Origin of the sequence: Microbacterium sp. CH1 (assembly GCF_001595495.1) — a bacterium.
Classification (GTDB): domain Bacteria; phylum Actinomycetota; class Actinomycetes; order Actinomycetales; family Microbacteriaceae; genus Microbacterium.
Window position 1 is genome coordinate 328216 of record NZ_LOSO01000024.1, and the last position, 19172, is coordinate 347387.

Sequence of the window (19172 nt, forward strand, 5' to 3'; positions counted from 1 at the left end):
CGTGACGGAGCCGGAGGCCCTGCGCCGCGCCACCCGTGAGGACGTGATGCGTTCCGCCGTGGACGTCGCGCCGACGCTGCTCGGCGCGGAGCTGCGGACCGTCGTCATCGAGGACGGCCTCCCGGTCGAGGTGCGCGTGCGCATCACCGAGGTCGAGGCGTATCACGGGCAGGGCACGGGGGCGGTGGCCGACCCCGGTTCGCATGCCCGCATGGGGCGCACGGCCCGGAACGCCACGATGTGGGGCGAGCCCGGGCATCTCTACGTGTACCTGAGTCACGGCATCCACTCCTGCGTCAATGTGGCCTGTGGCCCCGAGGGGCAGGGCGACGGCGTCCTGCTCCGTGCCGGGGAGATCGTGTCCGGCGTGGAGGCGGTGGCCCGACGACGACGGGCGGTCCCGCCGCTCGGCCGCACCGCCCTCCGGGACCTCGCGCGCGGACCAGGGCGGCTCGGACAGGCCGCGGGGCTGCGGCACTCCCTGCACGACGGCCTCGACGCCATCACGGGCGACGAGCAGAACGGTGCCAGGGCGGAGCTGTGGCTCGGCCCTCCCGTGGCGGACGTCGCTCAGGGCCCGCGGGTGGGGGTGGCGGGCATCGCCGGGACGGACGCGTTCCCCTGGCGCTTCTGGATCCCCGGCGACCCCACGGTCTCCCCGTTCCGGTGGGGGCGGGGTGCCGCCGACGCTTCGAATCGCGCGAATGGCGGCTTTTCGGCCTGAGATGGGGCCATTCAGGCGATTCGAACGGCCGGCGGAGGCCGTGCTAGACTGACTCTTCGTCTGCGCACGCTCCTGTGCGCAGTTCGTGTGCTCCCCCTTCTTCCGCCGAGAGATCGGTATGCGGGGCGGCGTGCAGACAAGGGATCTTGGGTGAGGCCGTCCGGTCTCACGGTAATGAAGGAGTCATCATCATGGCAGCAGTGTGCCAGGTGACCGGAGCTGTTCCCGGCTTCGGTCACAACGTCTCGCACTCGCACCGCCGGACGAAGCGTCGCTTCGACCCGAACGTGCAGAAGAAGACCTATTTCGTGCCCTCGCTCGGTCGTAAGATCACGCTCAACGTGTCCGCCAAGGGCATCAAGGTGATCGACGCGCGTGGCATCGAGAACGTCGTCAAGGACCTCCAGGCGAAGGGTGTGAAGCTCTAATGGCCAAGAAGGCTCAGGACGTCCGTCCGATCATCAAGCTGCGTTCGACGGCAGGTACGGGTTACACGTACGTGACCAAGAAGAACCGCCGCAACACCCCCGACCGCCTCGTGCTCAAGAAGTACGACCCGGTCATCCGTCAGCACGTCGAATTCCGAGAGGAGCGTTGATCCATGGCTAAGAAGAGCAAGATCGCGCGCAACGAGCAGCGCAAGGTCATCGTCGAGCGCTACGCCGAGCGTCGTGCCGAGCTGAAGAAGACCCTGGTCGACCCGAACGCCACCGACGAGGCCCGCGAGGCCGCCCGCGTCGGCCTGCAGAAGCTGCCGCGCAACGCGTCGCCGGCTCGCGTGCGTTCGCGCGACGTCATCGACGGCCGCCCCCGTGGTGTCCTCACGAAGTTCGGCATCTCGCGTGTCCGCTTCCGTGACATGGCGCACCGTGGCGAGCTGCCCGGCGTGACCAAGTCGAGCTGGTAAGCATCGAGCGAGAAAGGGCGAGGATCTCGGATCCTCGCCCTTTTTGCATGCCCGGCGACGCAGGCGATCGCGCGGGAACAGGCGCGTGAGCGGGGGAGCGCCTGTTGTCGCGCGGGGGCCTGAACCGGCGAGAGGGCGACCGAAAACCTGTGACGCGAGTGGCCAATGTGACGCGACACGCCGGGAAATCGGTCGAAACCCGCGAAATGACGCGGAAATCCGGGTGGCCGTTGGTACATTCGAGGCGGTCACACGACCACCGGGGAGCACCCGCTTCCCGTACCCACACACGATGCGACGGTCCTTCGTCGCTGGAGGATGACATGGCTGACAAGTCCATCACCAAGACCGAGCTCGTCGCGAGCATCGCTTCCGCCACCGGCCAGAGCCAGGCCACCGTCTCCGGTGTCCTCGACTCGCTGTTCGCCACGGTCTCCGACGCTGTCGCCAAGGGCAGCAAGGTCTCCATCCCGGGCTGGATCTCGTTCGAGCAGGTCGACACGGCCGCCCGCACGGGCCGCAACCCGCAGACCGGCGCCGAGATCAAGATCCCGGCCGGCAAGCGCGTCAAGGTGACCGCCGGTTCCAAGCTCAAGGCTGCCGTCAAGTAAGACCGCACCCTTTTCGAAGGCCGCCCCCGCTTCGGAGGCGGCCTTCGTGCATCCTCCCTGCTGCGCGCGCCTAGGCTGGAGGGGTGAGTTCCCGCACCGAGACGCCGCGCTCGACGTCGGCGTACCGTCTCGCCGGCATCGTCATCCTCCTCGCCGCTGCCGGCGTCGCCCTCGTCTGGGCGCTGCTCGTCGGGGGAGGGGCGAACCCGCCGCTGCTGCAGGACCCCGGACCCGTGGTGCTGTGGGGCACACCGCTCGCGAAGCTCGCGATGAACCTCGCCGGCGCTCTCATGCTCGGATCGCTCGTGCTGGCCCTGTTCGGACTGCGAGCGGGAGAGCGCACGTTCGACACGGCCCTGAACATCGCCTCGGTCGGGGCCGCCGTCTTCACCGTCTCCTCGGGTCTGGCCGGCTTCTTCTCCTTTATGGCGGCCTTCAACCCGCAGCTCAGCATCGAGCGCGAGTTCGGCTCGCAGCTCGGACGCTTCCTGCTGGAGCTCCCGCTGGGGCAGTCGTGGCTGATCACGACCATTCTCGGTGCGGTCATCACGGTGCTCGCGTTCGCCTGGCGCACCTGGACGCCCACGCTGCTCACCGCCCTGCTGGCCGCGGTGTCGTTCCTGCCGCTGGCGACCCAGGGGCACGCGGGCGACCTCGACGGACACAACATGGCCGTCAACTCCATCCTCCTGCACACGATCGGCGCGGCCGTGTGGCTGGGCGGACTGCTCCTCCTCGTGCTCCTCCGCGGGCAGCAGGACCTCGATCTGCGCACGCTCGTCGGCCGGTACTCCTCCCTCGCGATCGCGGCCTTCGCGGTGGTCGCCGTCTCCGGCTTCACCCGTTCCATCGTGGCCGTCGGCAGCTGGGAGGCCGTGTGGACCACCCCCTACGGCCTCATCGTCGTCGTCAAGGCCGCTCTGCTCGTCGGGATGGGGCTGCTCGGCGCCTGGTACCGCACGCGTCTGATCCCGAAGCTGAGCGGGGACCGCGCGTCCCGGTGGTTCTGGGCGCTCGTCCTCGGCGAGGTGGCCCTGATGGGACTCGCCTCCGGTGCCGCGGCCGCCCTCGCGCGCACGCCCCCGCCCACCGGCGAGGTCGCGGCGTTCGCGCAGACCCCGGCGCAGATCCTCACCGGATCGCTGCTGCCGCCCGAGCTCACCCTGGAGCGCTGGTTCACGGCGTGGGACATCGATGTGCTGTGGCTCGTCGCGGCGGGTTTCGGACTCTTCTTCTATCTCGCGGGCGTGCGCCGACTCCGGCTCCGCGGCGATCGCTGGCCGATCCACCGCACGGTGTTCTGGGTGCTCGGCCTGCTGCTGCTGGTGTGGGTCACGGGCGGCCCCATCAACGCCTACCAGGAGTACCTCTTCAGCGTGCACATGCTCGGGCACATGATGCTCTCGATGGCGATCCCGCTGCTGCTCGTCTCCGGAGCGCCGATCACGCTCGCGCTGCGCGCGATCCACAAGCGCGACGACGGCACCCGCGGCGGCCGCGAATGGATCATGTGGGCCGTCCACTCGCCGTTCGCGCGGGTCGTCACCCACCCGATCGTGGCAGCGGCGATCTTCATCCTGTCGCTCTGGGCGTTCTACTTCACCGATCTGGTGCGCTGGTCGATGTACGAGCACCTCGGGCACGAGTGGATGGTCATCCACTTCCTGATCTCGGGCTACCTGTTCGTGATGAGCCTCATCGGCGCCGACCCCGTGCCGTACCGCCTGCCGTACCCCGGCCGACTCATCACCCTCATCGCGGTGATGGCCATGCACGCGTTCTTCGGCATGGCGATCATGATGCAGGAAGGGCTGATGGTCGCGGACTGGTTCGGCGCGATGGGCCGCGACTGGGGCGCCGACCCGATGACCGACCAGTATGTGGGCGGCGGCATCGCGTGGTCGATCGGGGAGATCCCGACGCTCATCCTCGCCATCACCGTCGCCATCCAGTGGAGCCGGAGCGACACCAAGCTCCAGCGCCGGCGCGACCGCCATGCGGACCGCACCGGCGACGCCGAGCTGGAGGAATACAACGCCCGGCTGGCCGACCTCGCGGCACGCGACCAGCGCGCCGCGGAGCGTCAGCGCCGCTGACGCGGCTCACTGCCCGAGGTCGTCCGGCGATCCGACGCGGATCGAGGCGGAGCCGTCGGGAAGGATGGCGATCGAGCCGTTCACGCGGAACGGCACGTCTTCGGAGACCGGCTCGACGGAGCCGTCGAAGAGCGACTGGATCTCGACCTCGACGTGCGCCACGGCGGTCGCGGGCGGGATCTGCCAGTGCCCGTCGTCGGAGGGCGCGACCATGATCTCGGGCTGCTGGCTGATCGACCACTTCGGCGGCTCGGCGATCCGGTTCTGCACCCGCAGTCCGAACGGGCACGCGGTGGGCTGCAGCACCTCCTGCGTGGTGCAGTCGGTGAGGAACTCCTCGACGCGTTCCTGGACGACCTCGACGAACTCCTCCGTCGGCTCCGACTGCACGTCCAACGGGGTCACGGCCAGCGGTTTGTCGGCGAGGACCCCGTGCCCGGAGGATGTGGAGATCGCCGTGTCCACCGTGACGGAGTAGACGCCGGGGGTGAAGACCAGCAGGGGCAGAGGTTCGAGCGGAGTGGCGGCGGCACCGGCAGCGGAGATCTGGCGACGGTCGACCTCGAAGCCGTTCACGGCGAAGCGGTCGGAACCGCGCACGGTGAGCTCGACCACCGCCAGGGGGCTCGTGGTGAAGCGCCAGTTCGGGGTGACGCCCGCCCAGCCGTCCTGCGCGACGTGGAAGGTGGTCGTCCCGGAGTGGCCTCCCGCCCGGTAGCTGACCGTGACCGCGGTGTCGTCGCCGGAGGTCTTCTCCGACTCGACCTCGATGTCGGTGAGCGGGCCGAGGGCGGAGCGGCGCAGCATGGCCTCGGAGGCGGCGGGGTCGATCCCGGCCTCGTCGAGGGTCTCCCGATCGATCGCGACGCCGGGGACCCGGAGGGCGTCGGCCGCGCGCCCCTCGGCGAGCAGATCGAGGTAGCGGACCACGAAGGCCGACGGGCCGTAGAACTGCCGGTAGAGGGTCGCACCGCCGGCGCCGATCGCGGCCAGCAGGAGGACGCCGATGAGCCCGAGGATCGCCAGATCGGCGCCCAGGCGCGACCGCCGGGGCGCGCGCGTCCCGGCCCGCTCCATGCCGGTCAGTCTAGGAGGGCGTCCTGAGGGGACGCCGAGCGTCGGCGGGCCGCCACTGGACGGGGCACGTAGCATGGGGGAGCGTCCCGTGTCCGCCCCGCCAGCCCTGTGAGAACCGTGTCCCTTCCCGCCCTGTCCGAGGAGCAGCAGGAGCTGTTCCGGCTCATCGAGGACACCAGAGAGCACGTCTTCATCACAGGACGCGCGGGCACCGGCAAGTCCACGCTGCTGCAGCATTTCGCCTGGAACACGAAGAAGCAGATCGCGATCTGCGCCCCCACCGGCGTCGCGGCCCTGAACGTCGAGGGGCAGACGATCCACTCCCTGTTCCGGCTGCCGATCGGGCTCATCGGGGACGGGGACATCGATCAGAACGATGCGACCCGACGCATCCTCAACGCCATCGAGACCCTCGTCATCGATGAGATCTCCATGGTCAACGCCGACCTCATGGACGCCATCGACCGCTCCCTCCGGCAGGCCAGGGGTCGACGGGGCGAGCCCTTCGGCGGCGTGCAGATCGTCATGTTCGGCGACCCGTACCAGCTCGCCCCCGTCCCCCCGCGCGGAGACGAGGCGCGGTACGTGAAGGACCACTACCGGTCGTTCTGGTTCTTCGACGCGAAGGTGTGGGCGGGCCCTTCGACAGGCTCAGGGACCCACTCTTCGACGGGCCCTTCGACAGGCTCAGGGACCCAGGGGACCCAGGGGGCGCTGTTCGAGGTGGACACCAGGGCGGAGCTGCACGTGCGGGAGCTCGTGCAGATCCACCGCCAGTCGGACGACGGCTTCAAGTCCATGCTCAACGCGGTCCGCTACGGGCGGGTGACGGCGGAGATCGCCGGGATCCTCAACGCTCAGGGCGCGCGCACCCCTCCGGACCCTGAGCCGGGCGAGGTGCCGATGATCACCCTCGCCACCCGCAACGACATCGTGAACAGCATCAACAGCCGGCATCTGGCCGCACTCCCCGGCAAGGAGCAGACCGCGCGGGCGGAGGTCAGCGGCGACTTCGGACGCGGAGAGGCCTCCCTGCCCGCCGAGTCCGAGCTCAAGCTCAAGGTGGGCGCGCAGGTGATGTTCCTGCGCAACGACACCGCGATGACCGGAGAGCCGCCCCGCTGGGTCAACGGCACGATCGGGACGGTGACCCGCATCCTCGGCGGGACCGTGCGCGTGGAGATCGACGGCGAGGAGGTCGATGTCGAGCCGGCCGTCTGGGAGCGGTTCCGGTACGCCTACGACCCGAACACGAAGAAGCTCTCCCGGGACGTCGTGGCCGAGTTCACCCAGTTCCCGCTGCGCCTGGCCTGGGCCGTGACGATCCACAAGTCGCAGGGCAAGACCTACGACCGGGCCGTGATCGACCTGGGCTCCGGGGCGTTCGCGCCGGGGCAGACCTACGTCGCCCTCAGCCGGCTCACGTCACTGGAGGGCCTCTACCTCTCCCGACCCCTGCGGCCGAGCGACATCCGCGTGGACGAGGACGTGCGGCGGTTCATGCGCGATGCGTGGCTCGCGGCCTCGACGCCCGAGCTGCCGCGGACCTGACGGCGACCGCCGGGTCAGGCGGCGGCGCGGGCGCGGTCGAGGTCTTCGAACAGCTCGGTGTTGAAGCGGTACGCGAGGAGCACCTCGTCGATGACGCGCTCGCGCTCGGCCTCGTCCCACGGAGCGGCGTCCAGCTGCTCGCGATACACGTCCTTGAAGGCGGAGGGGTCGGCGATGTCGTCGAAGAGGTAGAAGCCGATGCCGTTCGTCTCGAAGCCGAAGCGCCGCGCCATCACCCGGCCGATGAAGATGCCGCCGGAGAGGTCGCCGAGGTAGCGGGTGTAGTGGTGCGCGACGAAGCCGCCAGCCCACGTCGCGCCCACCTGTCGGATGCGCTCGACGTAGCGCTGCGTGGTGGGCAGCGGGGCGATCCGCTCCCGCCACTCGGGCCCGAGGAGGAAGGCGAGGTCGGCCTCGAGCGCGGGGAGGCGCGTGAGCTTGTCGCTCAGGAACACCGACGCCACCGGGTCCTGGCGCATGCGCTCGCCGGCTCCTTCGAGCGCGTCGTAGATGAAGTAGTGCTGTGCGACGAGCGCGATGTAGTCCTCGCGCGAGCCCTCTCCCTTGAGGAGGTCGGACATGAAGCCCGCCGTCTCGCTGCGGGAATGGGAACCGGAGGAGCGCTCCCGGAGGGCGGCGGAGAAGGAGAGGATCTCGGGCATGGCTTCAGTGTAAGGGCAGCCTAACCTTGGAGGGAAGCCCGCCGCCGGCGGTCAGTCGTGGGGTCGGGGCTCCACGCCGAGGCGGTCGCAGGCGTCGTCGTACAGCGCCACGATCTCCCGGCGGACCTCTCGGCGCTCGGTGATGGGACCGCCCGGCCACGGCACCCGGAGCTCCGACGTCGCGCCGCCACGCGAGACCTCCCACCGTCCGGCCTCCCCGTCGAAGCCCGTCATCACGGCGCCGTCGATGTCGTCCACGGGCGGTGCGGAGAAGGCGCGGGCGATGAGCAGGTTGTCGTCGGTGTGGTCGTCGTTCATGTGGCGGAGGACGGCGGCGATCACGTCGGCAGCGAAGTCATGGGGCACAGGGACACCCTACGACGGCTCGCGGGGCCGACTTTCAGCATCCGCGCTCTAGACTCAGGAGACACGTCTTCGGGGGTTCCCACACATGCAGCTTCTCTCGTCGCGCCGGTGGCGCGCCGCAGCGGCCACAGCGGCCGTCCTCGGTCTCGTCCTCACCGGATGCTCCTCCGAGGACACCTTCAGCTATACGCCGCCCGAGCAGGCCGAGGCGACCCTTCCCGACGAGACGGTCGCGGCGCTCCAGGGCGCCGTCGACAACGCGATCGCGGCCTCCGGAGCGAGCGGCGCGATCGTCGGCGTCTGGGTGCCGTGGAGCGGGACCTGGGTCGCCGCCACGGGGACGCAGAGCAAGGCGGACGGCGGTGAGCTCTCCACAGACATGTCGTTCCGGATCGGCGACGTGACCCGTCTGATGACCTGCGACGTCCTGTACGCGCTCGTCGACGAGGGCACGGTGGAGCTCGATGCGACGGTGCCCGAATACGTCTCCGGCGTCGCCGACATGGAAGACGTCACACTCCTCGACCTCTGCAACGGGACCAGCGGCGCCGGCTCCTCGGAGGACACGGCGAAGGGCGCGTGGCAGAACACGCCGGAGCGCGTATGGGCGCCGCTCGAGCTCGCCGGCTACGGTCTCGGCCGCGACCGCCTCGCCCCGCACACCACCTTCCGTGACTCCGACGCCGGATACCTCCTGCTCGGGCTGGCTCTCGAGCGCGCGTCGGGGATGAGCGCGCGGCAGCTCATCGAGGAGTATGTCGCCGAGCCCCTCGAGCTCGCGGAGACCGCGCTCCCCACACCGGCCGCGGCGCCTCCCGCTGACGGCCCCGTGCTCGCCGGCCATTACATGAACCCCGTGGAGGGCGGCTTCGACTGTGCGGCTCCCGTCGACATCACGACGCTGTCCTCCAGCACCGGCTTCACCGACTCGGGTGTCGTCTCGACGATCACGGACCTCGGGCGGTACATCCAGGCGGAGGCGCGGCAAGCGCTCCGCACGAAGGACGAGCCGAACCGATTCGCCACCCCGCTCCCCGTCGAGGGGGCACCGTCCTGGTATCAGGCCACGGGTGGGGCGTACCTCGCCGGTTCGATGATCGGGCAGCACGGTTGGACTCCCGGTTACGCGACCGCGGCCTACTCCGACCCGACCACCGGCTTCGCCGTGGCCGTCGTGCTGAACGACTCGACGGCCGGTGCCCTGTTCGCCCAGCAGCTCTCCTGGGAGCTCGCGGCCATCGCCTCCAAGGCGCCGGCCGCCTCCGGGGCGACGGCACCGGAGTTCGGTCTCCCCTTCACCGCGGAGCAGTACCACGCGGCGACGGCGGAGGCCGCCCTTCCCTGCATTCCGCCGGCGGAGTGATCCCGGCCCGAGCGAGCGAGGTCCGGATGGCGATCGTCGACAACGCGATCTACGTGGATGGTGTCCGCGCGGAGAACCCACGCAGCCTCGATGAGACGTTCGAGCGGATCCGGGAACGGCGGGGCATGGGGTGGATCGGCCTCTACCGCCCGAGCGCGGAGGAGGTCCGTGCCGTCGCCGACGAGTTCGGCATCCACGAGCTCGTCGTCGAGGACGCCCTGTCCGGCCACCAGCGCGCCAAGCTGGAGCGGTACGGCGATGTGCTGTTCATGGTGCTGCGGCCCGCGCGTTACCTGGACGAGCGCGAGGAGGTCGAGTTCGGCGAGGTGCACGTGCTGGTCGGTCCTGATTTCGTCGTGACGATCCGTCATGCGGAGTCGCCCGACCTCGGTCGGGTGCGTCGCCGGCTCGAGGCCGACCCGGCGCTGCTCGCGCACGGTCCCGAGGCGGTGCTCTACGCGATCCTCGACGAGGTGGTCGACGAGTACTCCCCGGTCCTGGCCGGTCTCGAGAACGACATCGACGAGATCGAGGGTCAGCTCTTCGAGGAGGATGCCGACGCGACTCAGCGGATCTACGATCTCGGTCGCGAAGTGATCGACTTCCAGCGCGCGACCCAGCCGCTGGCCGGCATGCTGGAGGCGCTGCTGCGCGGCTCCGAGAAGTACCGCATGAGCGAGGAACTCCAGCGATATCTGCGCGACGTGCTCGACCACACCCTGCGCGTGAGCGACAAGGCGTCCACCTTCCGCTCCGTGCTCGACAACGCCCTCACGGTGGAGTCGACCATCGTCGCGCGGCGGCAGAACGACGAGATGCGCCGGATGACCGAGCTGAGCATCCGCCAGAACGACGAGGTGAAGAAAATCTCCGGCTGGGCGGCGATCCTCTTCGCCCCGACGCTGGTCGGCACGGTCTACGGCATGAACTTCGACCACATGCCCGAACTCCACTGGGCATTCGGGTACCCCATGGCGGTGCTGCTCATGGTCGCGATGGGGGTCGGGCTGTACGCGGCCTTCAAGCGCAAGGGCTGGCTGTAAGCCGGAACCGCCTTCGGTCAGTCCTCGCCGTCGGCTTCGGGCATTCCAGGCCCGGGCCCCGGACGCACCTCGGCGTCGTCCCGGATGTCGATGCGCGTGTTGCCGTCGTGCTCCGAGACGTCCACGCGCGGCGCGGCGTCGGCCTCCGTGGCATCGGGGGCCGAGGTCAGCTGGTCGTGACGGTTCTCCTCGAACGTCTCGTCGGCGGTGTCGTCAGGCGTGCTCATGGCTCTCCTTCGTGTCGGCGGTCTTCGAGCGGTTGCGGGTCCACCGGGCGACAGCGTAGAGCACGCCGCCGACGGCGAGCAGGATGGCTCCGAACAGCCACACCTGCGGGCGCTGCTGGGTGAGCAGCAGGATGCACGACGCGATGCCGAGCACCGGGACGAACGTCCACACGCGGAAGTGGTCGTGCTCGACCCTGTCGCGGCGCAGGACCAGCACCGAGATGTTCACGCTGAGGAACACGACGAGCAGCAGCAGCACGACGGTCTCGGCGAGCGTCGCGAGGTCTCCGACCAGTGTGAGGCCCATCGCCACGAGCGTCGTGGTGAGGATCGCGACCCACGGGGTCTTCCGCTTCGGCAGCACGCGCCCGAGCACCGACGGCAGGAGGTTCTGCTCGGCCATGCCGTAGGTGAGGCGGCTGACCATGATCATCGTCAGCAGGGCGCCGTTGGCGACGGCGATGAGCGCGATGAGGCTGAACAGCCAGGACGGGACGCTGACCCCGGTGGCCTCGACGACCGCGAGCAGCGGACCGCTGGACTCCTGCAGCTCGGATGCCGGCAGCGCGACGGCGCTGGCGATGCCGACGAGCACGTACACGACACCAGCGGTGAGGAGCGCGCCGAACAACGCGCGCGGGTACGTACGCCGGGGGTTCTTGACCTCTTCGATCATGTTGGCCGAGGTCTCGAAGCCGACGAACGAGTAGTAGGCGATCACCGCTCCGGAGAGCACGGCGAGGGCGACGTTCGCCCCCTCGGGCACCTGCGTCGCCCGGGACAGGTCGCCGCCTCCGCCGCCGACGAACACCGCGACGACGACGATCACGATCACGAGGCCGCTGAGCTCGATCGCCGTCATCACGAGGTTCGCGCCCATCGACTCGCGGATGCCGCGGGCGTTGAGCAGGCCGACGATCGCGAGGAAGACGATCGCGACCGGGGTCGTCGGCAGGTCGATGAAGGTGCTGAGGTAGTCGCCGGCGAAGGCGATGGCAAGACCGGCCGCGCTCGTCACGCCGGCCGCGAGCATGCTGAAGCCGACGAGGAAGGAGACCAGCGGGCTGCGGAAGGCCCGCTCGGCGAACACGGCGGCGCCGCCGGCGCGCGGGTACTTGGTGACGAGCTCGGCATACGACCCTGCGGTGAGCATGGCGAGGAGGAGCGCGAGGACGAGCGGTGCCCAGAGCAGCCCGCCCACGTCTTCCGAGAGCACGCCCATGAGCGCGTAGATCCCCGCCCCCAGCACGTCGCCGAGGATGAACGCGAACAGCAGGGGGCCGGTGATGGCGCGGCGCAGCCGGGTGGGGGTCTCGGCGCGCGGCTCGGTATGGACGGTCATCCTTGCACGGTAGGGGCCGGAACTCCGGCGGGCGACGGGCTTGACAGTTCCGCCGCCAATGAGCCAGCGAGAGCCGACCGCGCGCTATCGTCGGTGCCGCAAGGCGGGTCGTCGCCCGGGCCGTTCCGGGGAGACGGGGGGCCGCCTGCGATCCCACAGAAGGACACCATCATGACCGGTACACCTCGAAAGGCGCTCGCAGAAGCGGTCGCCACGTTCCTCTTCGTCCTCGCCATCATCGCCGCGGTGAACAGCGGAAGCCCGCTCACCCCGCTCGCGATCGGCTTCACGCTGATGGTGCTTGTGTACTCCACGGGCCACATCTCCGGCGCCCACCTCAACCCGGCGGTCTCGCTGGGTGTGTTCCTGCGCGGCGGGCTCAGCGTCGCCGACTTCGTCTCCTACCTCGTCGCGCAGTTCGCCGGCGGGGCGCTCGCCGCTCTCGTGGCCCTCGCCGTCTGGCCGGCGGGGGAGAAGGCGATGGTCATCGAGGTCGGTCCGGCGTTCCTCGTGGAGGCGCTGTTCACCCTGATCCTCGTCTGGGTCGTGCTGAACTCCGCCACCTCGAAGGACACGGCGGGCAACTCGTTCTACGGGCTCGCGATCGGTGCGACCGTCTTCGTCGGTGCGGCGACGGTCGGCTCCATCTCGGGTGGCGGATTCAACCCGGCGGTGGCCCTCGGCCTCTCGGTCAGCGGGCACTTCGCGTGGGGCTCGCTGTGGCTGTACATCGTGGCCCCCGCGGTCGGTGCCATCATCGCGGCCCTGCTGTTCCGGGTGCTCAACGCCGACGATGCGCGGAAGATCGCCGCGGACGCCGAGTAGGAGCACACCCTTCGGAGCGCCGCATCCCTCCCGGGGTGCGGCGCTTCGTCGTCTCGTCAGCGGCGTCGGCTCCGTCGGCGCAGCGCGGCGGACGTGACGGCCACCACCGTTCCGACCACGACGCCGATGATCGTCTCCAGCACGCGGTCGGTCAGCAGATCGGCGACAGGAGTCGGCGCGGCCAGGTGCACCATCAGGAGCGCGAGCGGGGTGACGAACACCATCGCGATGCCGTAGTTGCGGCCGATGAACAGTTCGGCCGTCCCCTGCAGGATCACCACGATGGCGATCACGGCGAGCGGCGGCATGTCGAGGGCGAGGATCCCGGCGGCGACCAGCACGCCGAGCAGCGTGCCGACGAGGCGCTGGATGCCGCGGATCACGTGGGCGTTGAGCTGCGCGCCGCTGACCGCCGCGACCGCGCCGACCGCCGCCCAGTACCAGTGGGTGCCGCCGAGGAGCAGGCCGACCACGCCCGCTCCGACGATCGCGGCGGCGACCGAGGCGGCCATCTCGGCGGCGACCGGCCCGACGGCCGGGCGTGCCTTCGGTGCCGCCTCCGCCGTGGTCCGGGTGACGACGGCGACCAGGGCGGTGAGCGCGAGGCCGAAGAGCACGCTCGCGCCGCCGACGAGCAGGACGGCGCCGAAGGAGGCGCCGGTGGCGGGGATGGTCGCGCACGCCCCGGTCGCGAAGACCGTGAACAGCGGACCGGGCGGGTGCCACTGCAGGACGTAGGCGAGCAGCGTCACGGCCGACGCGACGAGGGCGACGACGACGATGCTCAGCACGGCGGGGGCGGCGAGGACCGACAGGGCCGTGCCGATCAGCATCGCGCCGAGCAGCACGCCGCCGGCGCTGGCCTGCATACGGATCCGGTCGCGGAAGACGTCGTGCCGGCCGTAGAGTGCGGCGAAGGCACCGAAGCTCGCATAGATGCTGAGGTCGAGCCGGCTGACGGCCCACAGCACGAGGAGCGGGACGGCGACACTGACGGCGGCGCGCAGGGCGACCCGGTGATCCCCGCGGTGCGGACCGACGCGGAGGACTCCCGTCCACACCCGTCCCTGCGATTCCGTCACCGATCAAGCCTACGTCCGTCGTCCGGCGACGATGTGCGAGGGTGGGAGGGATGACCACTCCGCCTCCGCCGCGCCGCACCCTCCTGGTCGGCTTCGGGAAGCTCGGCACCCGGCTCGCTCCGCTGCTCCTCGCGGACGGTGGTGAGGTCCTGGCTCTCCGCCGCAGTGACGGACCCGTGCCGGACGGGGTGACGGCGCTCGCGGCCGATCTGACCGTTCCGCTCACCGCGCCGCTGCCCGAGGTCGACGCGGTCGTGACGACCCTGCCACCGGGGCCCGACGTGTCGTCGTATCGCACGGCGCTCGCGCATCTCGCGGCGGCGTTGCCGGCCCGGCCGACGCGGACGGTCTTCGTCTCGTCCACCGGGGTGTTCGACGGCGCCGGGAGCTCCGAGCCCGTGACCGAGCGGGTCGAGCCGGCACCCACCACCGACCGGGGCCGCGGTCTGCGGGACGGCGAGAAGGCGGCCGTCGAGCTCTTCGACGCGGTGGTCGTGCGCCCCGCGGGGATCTACGGCCCCGGGCGCGAGTTCCTCTTCCGGAAGGTCACGGAGGGGGCACCCGTCACGCATCGCCGCCGCACGAACCGGATCCACGAGACCGATCTCGTACGCATTCTCGACCTGCTGCTGCGGATGCCGGAGCCCCCGGCGCTCGTGCACGCCGTCGACCAGGCGCCCGCTCCGCTGGGAGACGTCGTGACCTTCCTCGCCGATCGCCTCGGCGTGCCCGTGCCCCCGGACGACGGCGGTGCGGCGACCGGCTTCGTCTACGACGGCTCGCTGGTGCATGCGGTCCTCGGCAGGCTCGACTACCCGACCTACGAGGACGGCTACGCGGAGATGATCGACCGGGGCTGAGGCCGTTCCGAGCGTCCGTCGTCCGGCGTACCGTGGGCGCATGACGAATGCGCAGACGGCCGTCGAGGTCGTCGACTGGCGGCGGCGGGTGTTCGCCCTGTACGAAGCGGTGCGACGGGCCGACTCCCCGGAGGAGGCGCACGAGCTGTGGCGGATCGAGCGCGATGAACTGCTGCTGCGGCACCCGGCGACGCCCCTCCTCCCGCAGGACAGGGCGCTGTTCGAGGGGCTGCCGATCGCCTCGTACGACCCCGCCTGGCGGTTCGAGCTCCCGATCCTCGACACCGATCCGGCCACGTTCGAGTTCGCGACGGGGACGGACGGCATCGTGCCGTTCGAGCGCGTCGGCGTCGTGGAGATCCCTGACGTCGGGTCTCTCGACGTGTGGCGGCTTGCCTCGTACGGCGGCGGCCTGTTCGTGCCGGTGCGCGATGCCTCCGCCGGGCAGAGCGGGGGGACATACGGCGGCGGGCGGTACCTCATCGACACGATCAAGGGTGCCGACCTCGGGGCCGACCCGCGCCGCGGCACGCTCGTGCTCGACTTCAACTTCGCGTACAACCCGTCCTGCGCCTACGACCCGGCGTGGGCGTGCCCGCTGGCGCCACCCGGCAACGTGCTGACGGTGCCGATCCCGGTCGGAGAGCTCCGATGAGACCGCTGCGGTACGCGATCAACGTGACGCTCGACGGCTGCTGCCATCACGAAGCGGGACTCCCGCCCGACGAGGAGTCGATGCGCTTCTGGACCGCGGAGCTGCAGCGCGCCGACGCTGTGCTCTACGGTCGGGTGACGTACGACATGATGCGGGCCGCGTGGCGGCGTCCGGACTCCGGGGTCTGGCCGGACTGGATGGAGGAGTGGGAGACGCCCTTCGCCGAGACCATCGATCGTCTGCCGAAGTACGTGGTGTCGGCGACGCTCGATGCCGTCGACTGGAACGCGGACCTCGTGCGCGGCGACCTCGCCGAGGCCGTGCGGCGGCTGAAGGATCAGCCGGGGGAGGGTCTGTCGGTCGGCGGTGTGGCGCTGCCCGCGGCGCTCGCGGACCTCGGGCTGATCGACGAGTACCTGTTCGTGGTCCATCCGGTCGTCGCGGGGCATGGCCCCCGATTGCTCGACGGCGTGCACGAGCGTCTTCGGCTCGAACTCGTGGAGCGGCGGGAGTTCCGTTCCGGTGCCGTCGCGCAGCGGTATCGGCCGGCCGAAGTGCTCCCTGCATAGGGTGCCCTGGTACGGTGTGCGCAAGCCCGCAATCGGGCCTGCGGACGAGGGCGCAGTACCCGCTGAGCGACAAGACTGACCAAGAAGGGTCGTCGGGTGTCTCAGCGCGGAAACCGTGCGGTCGAGGTCCTTCTTGTGCGCCCTCCGCGCGAGCAGAGAAGGACAGCACATGAACATCCGTCTGGGACGCGGCCCCGAGCCGCTCGTCGATGAGGCCACGATCCATGCGATGGAAGTGGTCTTCACCAGCCTGATCGTGGCCGCCGGGGTCGCGATCTCCTTCGTCGCCGTTGTCGTGCTCCGCGGCCTCTACCGGGGACAGCGATGAAGCGAGGAGCGCGCGTATCGACGGCCTGCGCCCTCGGGGGGATGCTCGTGATCCTGACGGGGTGTGGGGCGGCGGAGGCGCCGGAGTCCGGCCCACCGGTGATCGAGCACGTCCACGCCGTGGCCGAGGCGCCCACGGGTGACGCGCTGCTCATCGCCACGCACAACGGTGTCTTCACCGTGGGCGCGGACGGTGCCCTTGCGGGACCCGTCGGCGGCCATGATTTCGACGCGATGGGCTTCACGGTCGCAGGGCTGACGCTCTTCGCCTCCGGACACCCTGGGCCGTCCACATCGCCCGACCTCGGCGAGGGGAACCTCGGCATCGTCCGCAGTGACGACGCGGGCCAGACGTGGGAGCCGGTCGCCTTCACCGGGGTCGAGGACTTCCACGTGCTGACGGCCGATCCGGACGGAACCCTCTATGGCATCGGGTCGAGCGGTCCGGAGCTGCTGACGAGCGTCGATGAGGGCGTCACCTGGAGCAGGGGGCCGCAGCTGGAGGCGGTCGACCTCGCAGTGACGGATGCCGGGATCCACGCGGCGACCGAGTCGGGGCTCCTGCACAGCAGCGACGGGCGAGCGGGTTTCGAAGCACTCGCCGGGGCGCCGGTGCTGTACTCCGTCGACGCGCGGGCGGACGGGCGTCTCGTCGGGGTCGATGTGGAGGGTGTTCTGTGGGCGACGGACGCCGACGGGGCCTGGGCGACGGTGGGGGCCGCCGAGGGTCCTGTGCAGGCGCTGAGCACGGTCGGCGCGGAGCGGATCGTGATCGTCGACGAGCGCGGCGTGGTGGACATCGCGCCGGACGGGGAGACCGTGCTCGTGCCGCTCATCCGCGAGTGAGGTCGGGGGCGGCCCGCCGGGAGGCCGGTCGCCCCGGCCACCAGATGCGGTCGCCGATGAGAGCGAACAGCGCCGGGACGATCACGGTCCTGACCACCAGGGTGTCGACGATCACGCCGACCCCGACGATCAGCCCGAGCTGCCCGAGGGTGACCAGCGGCAGGACGCCGAGCGCCGCGAACACGGCGGCGAGGACGATCCCGGCGCTCGTGATGACGCCGCCGGTGTGGGCGACCGCTTCCACCATGCCGTCCCGGGTACCCCGCAGCGCCGCTTCGTTCCGGGCGCGGTGGACGAGGAAGATCGTGTAGTCGATGCCGAGGGCGACCAGGAACAGGAAGGCCAGCAGCGGTACCGGGAGATCGAGCGCGTGCTGCCCGAACAGCACGCGACTGAGCCAGGCCCCGGCGCCGATGGCGGCCACGGCGCTCGCCACGTTGACGGCGAGCAGCAGCAGCGGCGCGACCAGCGATCGCAGCAGGAACGCCAGCACCAGGAAGCTCACCGCCAGCACCAGCGGCACCACGACGCCGAGGTCCGCTAGGTTCCCGGCACGGGCGTCGAGGTCCGTCGCCACCGCGCCGCCGACGATCGCCCGCGCCCCCGGCACATCGTGCACGGCGTCCCGGAGATCCGTGATCTGGGCCAGGCTCTCGTCGGTGCTGGGCGCATACTCGCTGGTCACCAGGATCTTCGTGAGCATCTCGTCGTCCGTCGTCCCGACAGGAGTGGCGCGGACGACGCCGTCCACCTCGCGCGCCGCGGTGAGGACGGCTTCGACTTCGCCGCTGTCCGTGACGATGAGGATCGGCTGCGCCTCTCCCGCCGGGAAGTGGTTCGAGAGCACCTCGAGACCCGTCGCGGACGCGGACGGGGCCCGGAACTTGTCGACCTGGTCGAGCCCGACGGGCGTCCCGACGAGGCCGACCGTCATCACGGCCAGCAGGGCTGCACCCCCGAGGAGGCTCACGACCGGCCGGCTCACGACGCGCGTCGCGATCGTCCGCCACACTCCACCGCGCCGTTCGGCAGCTCCGGGACGAGGGACGAGCGGCCAGAACACCGTCCGTCCGCACACCGCCAGCAGGGGAGGCAGCAGGAAGAGAACGGATGCGAGGGCGACCAGCAGGCCGATGGCGGACGAGACGCCGAGTCCGTGCGTGCCGGGGATCACCGCGAGGGCGAGTGTCAGGAGGGCGAGGACGACCGTGACGTTCGAGGCGAGGATCGCCGGAGCTGTCCGGCGCCAGGCCGTGCTGAGCGCGCGGCGGTGGTCCGTCGTGGTGGTGAGCTCCTCCCGATATCTCGAGATCAGGAGCAGGGCGTAGTTGGTCCCGGCGCCGAAGACGAGGACGCTGATGATCCCGGCGTCGAACTGCAGATCCCACGCGGAACCGGCAGCCGCGGTCAGTCGTCCGGCGAGTCCGTCGGCCAGACCGACGGCGGCGAGCGGCAGCAACCACAGCACCGGCGACCGGTACGTGACGATGAGAAGGACCGCGACGATCAGGACGGTCACGAGGAGCAGAGTGAAGTCGGCGCCTTCGAAGGAGGCGGCGATATCGGCGCCGAAGGCCGGTCCGCCGGTCACGAGCAGGGTCATCCCAGCCGGTGCGTGCTCGTCGATGTCGGCGCGGAGCGCCGCGATCACCCCGGCGGTGTCGGTGCTCGTCTGGCCGACCGCGATCGGCGTCACCAGAACCGCCGCCATCTCGTCCTCGCTCACGAGAGGCCCGGTCGGATCCGCGTCCGCGTGCGCGCCGAGCACCGGGAGGAGGCCTTCGAGCGCGTCGACGTCGGGTGCCGTGAGCGTCGCGCCGTCGTCGCGCGACGCGACCACGATCACGGACTGCCGATCCGCGTTCGGGAACTCGGCCAGCAGGGCGCTCGTGCGCGCCGACTCCGACCCCGCGGGGGCCTGCTCGGTGCCGGCGGGTGCCTTCGCCGACCCGAACAGGCCGAAGAGAGTCATCATGATCAGGAGGACCACGCCGAGCGCGATCCATGCGCCGCCACGGGAGGTCATCCACTCGGGAAAG

General features: G+C 70.6%; 22 protein-coding genes and 1 riboswitch. Of the genes, 15 read left to right on the forward strand and 7 right to left on the reverse strand.

Features of this window, described 5'->3' with window-relative positions; translation table 11 throughout:
* Nucleotide 1 precedes the first annotated feature (1 nt).
* The 6 genes from AUV07_RS16935 to AUV07_RS16960 all read left to right on the forward strand — a co-directional run bounded on the left by AUV07_RS16935 (nt 2) and on the right by AUV07_RS16960 (nt 4338).
* Nucleotides 2-724, forward strand: coding sequence for a DNA-3-methyladenine glycosylase (locus AUV07_RS16935; RefSeq protein ID WP_062637918.1), 723 nt, complete (start codon nt 2-4; stop codon nt 722-724).
* A gap of 191 nt (nt 725-915) precedes the next feature.
* Nucleotides 916-1152, forward strand: a complete 237-nt coding sequence (gene rpmB / locus AUV07_RS16940; protein WP_025102729.1) for a 50S ribosomal protein L28 — start codon at nt 916-918, stop codon at nt 1150-1152.
* On the forward strand, nt 1152-1322 hold the full coding sequence (gene rpmG / locus AUV07_RS16945; protein ID WP_017203558.1) for a 50S ribosomal protein L33: 171 nt from the start codon (nt 1152-1154) through the stop codon (nt 1320-1322). The genes rpmB and rpmG overlap by 1 nt, the downstream gene beginning before the upstream one ends.
* 3 nt (nt 1323-1325) lie before the next feature.
* On the forward strand, nt 1326-1631 hold the full coding sequence (gene rpsN, locus AUV07_RS16950; RefSeq protein WP_017829734.1) for a 30S ribosomal protein S14: 306 nt from the start codon (nt 1326-1328) through the stop codon (nt 1629-1631).
* Between the two features lie 323 nt (nt 1632-1954).
* On the forward strand, nt 1955-2242 hold the full coding sequence (locus tag AUV07_RS16955; RefSeq protein ID WP_017203554.1) for an HU family DNA-binding protein: 288 nt from the start codon (nt 1955-1957) through the stop codon (nt 2240-2242).
* Nucleotides 2243-2325: 83 nt separating this feature from the next.
* On the forward strand, nt 2326-4338 hold the full coding sequence (locus AUV07_RS16960) for a cytochrome c oxidase assembly protein (protein ID WP_082803025.1): 2013 nt from the start codon (nt 2326-2328) through the stop codon (nt 4336-4338).
* Between the two features lie 6 nt (nt 4339-4344).
* Here the strand turns inward: AUV07_RS16960 and AUV07_RS16965 are convergent, their stop codons facing one another.
* Nucleotides 4345-5415, reverse strand: coding sequence for a hypothetical protein (locus tag AUV07_RS16965; RefSeq protein WP_062637919.1), 1071 nt, complete (start codon nt 5413-5415; stop codon nt 4345-4347).
* Nucleotides 5416-5532: 117 nt separating this feature from the next.
* Here AUV07_RS16965 and AUV07_RS16970 point away from each other — a divergent pair, with 117 nt between their 5' ends.
* Nucleotides 5533-6966 carry an ATP-dependent DNA helicase gene (locus AUV07_RS16970; RefSeq protein WP_062637921.1) on the forward strand — a complete coding sequence of 478 codons (1434 nt, stop codon included), beginning with the start codon at nt 5533-5535 and terminating at the stop codon, nt 6964-6966.
* A gap of 14 nt (nt 6967-6980) precedes the next feature.
* Here AUV07_RS16970 and AUV07_RS16975 read toward each other — a convergent pair whose 3' ends face one another.
* Nucleotides 6981-7628: a biliverdin-producing heme oxygenase gene (locus tag AUV07_RS16975; RefSeq protein ID WP_025102725.1), complete on the reverse strand. Its 648-nt coding sequence runs from the start codon at nt 7626-7628 to the stop codon at nt 6981-6983.
* A gap of 51 nt (nt 7629-7679) precedes the next feature.
* Nucleotides 7680-7994 (reverse strand): DUF2470 domain-containing protein, encoded by a 315-nt coding sequence (locus tag AUV07_RS18065; RefSeq protein ID WP_062637923.1) that lies wholly within the window; start codon nt 7992-7994, stop codon nt 7680-7682.
* An 85-nt stretch (nt 7995-8079) separates the two neighbouring features.
* Between AUV07_RS18065 and AUV07_RS16985 the strand changes: the two genes are divergently transcribed.
* Both AUV07_RS16985 and corA read left to right on the forward strand, forming a co-directional pair.
* Nucleotides 8080-9357 (forward strand): serine hydrolase domain-containing protein, encoded by a 1278-nt coding sequence (locus AUV07_RS16985; RefSeq protein ID WP_062637925.1) that lies wholly within the window; start codon nt 8080-8082, stop codon nt 9355-9357.
* 26 nt (nt 9358-9383) lie between these two features.
* Entirely contained in the window at nt 9384-10400 is a 1017-nt protein-coding gene (gene corA, locus AUV07_RS16990; RefSeq protein WP_062638051.1) for a magnesium/cobalt transporter CorA, read from the forward strand.
* 17 nt (nt 10401-10417) lie between these two features.
* Here corA and AUV07_RS16995 read toward each other — a convergent pair whose 3' ends face one another.
* Both AUV07_RS16995 and AUV07_RS17000 read right to left on the reverse strand, forming a co-directional pair.
* Nucleotides 10418-10627, reverse strand: coding sequence for a hypothetical protein (locus AUV07_RS16995; protein ID WP_062637928.1), 210 nt, complete (start codon nt 10625-10627; stop codon nt 10418-10420).
* Nucleotides 10614-11969: an APC family permease gene (locus AUV07_RS17000; protein WP_062637930.1), complete on the reverse strand. Its 1356-nt coding sequence runs from the start codon at nt 11967-11969 to the stop codon at nt 10614-10616. The genes AUV07_RS16995 and AUV07_RS17000 overlap by 14 nt, the downstream gene beginning before the upstream one ends.
* Before the next feature lie 171 nt (nt 11970-12140).
* Here AUV07_RS17000 and AUV07_RS17005 point away from each other — a divergent pair, with 171 nt between their 5' ends.
* Entirely contained in the window at nt 12141-12794 is a 654-nt protein-coding gene (locus AUV07_RS17005; RefSeq protein WP_025102708.1) for an MIP/aquaporin family protein, read from the forward strand.
* Nucleotides 12795-12850: 56 nt separating this feature from the next.
* On the opposite strand, the gene AUV07_RS17010 is transcribed toward AUV07_RS17005, so the two are convergent.
* Complete coding sequence (locus tag AUV07_RS17010; protein ID WP_062637932.1) at nt 12851-13876, reverse strand: FUSC family protein; 1026 nt, start codon at nt 13874-13876, stop codon at nt 12851-12853.
* A 50-nt stretch (nt 13877-13926) separates the two neighbouring features.
* On the opposite strand from AUV07_RS17010, the gene AUV07_RS17015 reads away from it, so the two are divergent.
* The 5 genes from AUV07_RS17015 (at nt 13927) to AUV07_RS17030 (ending at nt 17133) form a co-directional block, all read left to right on the forward strand.
* Nucleotides 13927-14736 carry a sugar nucleotide-binding protein gene (locus AUV07_RS17015; RefSeq protein WP_062637934.1) on the forward strand — a complete coding sequence of 270 codons (810 nt, stop codon included), beginning with the start codon at nt 13927-13929 and terminating at the stop codon, nt 14734-14736.
* Between the two features lie 40 nt (nt 14737-14776).
* Nucleotides 14777-15391 (forward strand): DUF1684 domain-containing protein, encoded by a 615-nt coding sequence (locus tag AUV07_RS17020; RefSeq protein ID WP_062637936.1) that lies wholly within the window; start codon nt 14777-14779, stop codon nt 15389-15391.
* Entirely contained in the window at nt 15388-15960 is a 573-nt protein-coding gene (locus AUV07_RS17025; RefSeq protein ID WP_062637937.1) for a dihydrofolate reductase family protein, read from the forward strand. The genes AUV07_RS17020 and AUV07_RS17025 overlap by 4 nt, the downstream gene beginning before the upstream one ends.
* A 19-nt stretch (nt 15961-15979) precedes the next feature.
* Nucleotides 15980-16044: riboswitch (guanidine-III (ykkC-III) riboswitch) on the forward strand.
* Between the two features lie 85 nt (nt 16045-16129).
* Nucleotides 16130-16288, forward strand: a complete 159-nt coding sequence (locus AUV07_RS17695) for a hypothetical protein (RefSeq protein WP_157524133.1) — start codon at nt 16130-16132, stop codon at nt 16286-16288.
* Nucleotides 16289-16329: 41 nt separating this feature from the next.
* Nucleotides 16330-17133 carry a F510_1955 family glycosylhydrolase gene (locus AUV07_RS17030; RefSeq protein ID WP_231868301.1) on the forward strand — a complete coding sequence of 268 codons (804 nt, stop codon included), beginning with the start codon at nt 16330-16332 and terminating at the stop codon, nt 17131-17133.
* Here AUV07_RS17030 and AUV07_RS17035 read toward each other — a convergent pair.
* The gene (locus tag AUV07_RS17035) at nt 17120-19159 is read right to left on the reverse strand and encodes an MMPL family transporter (protein ID WP_062637941.1); all 2040 of its coding nucleotides are present in this window, start codon (nt 19157-19159) and stop codon (nt 17120-17122) included. The two genes, AUV07_RS17030 and AUV07_RS17035, sit on opposite strands and share 14 nt — an antisense overlap.
* Between the last annotated feature and the right edge of the window lie 13 nt (nt 19160-19172).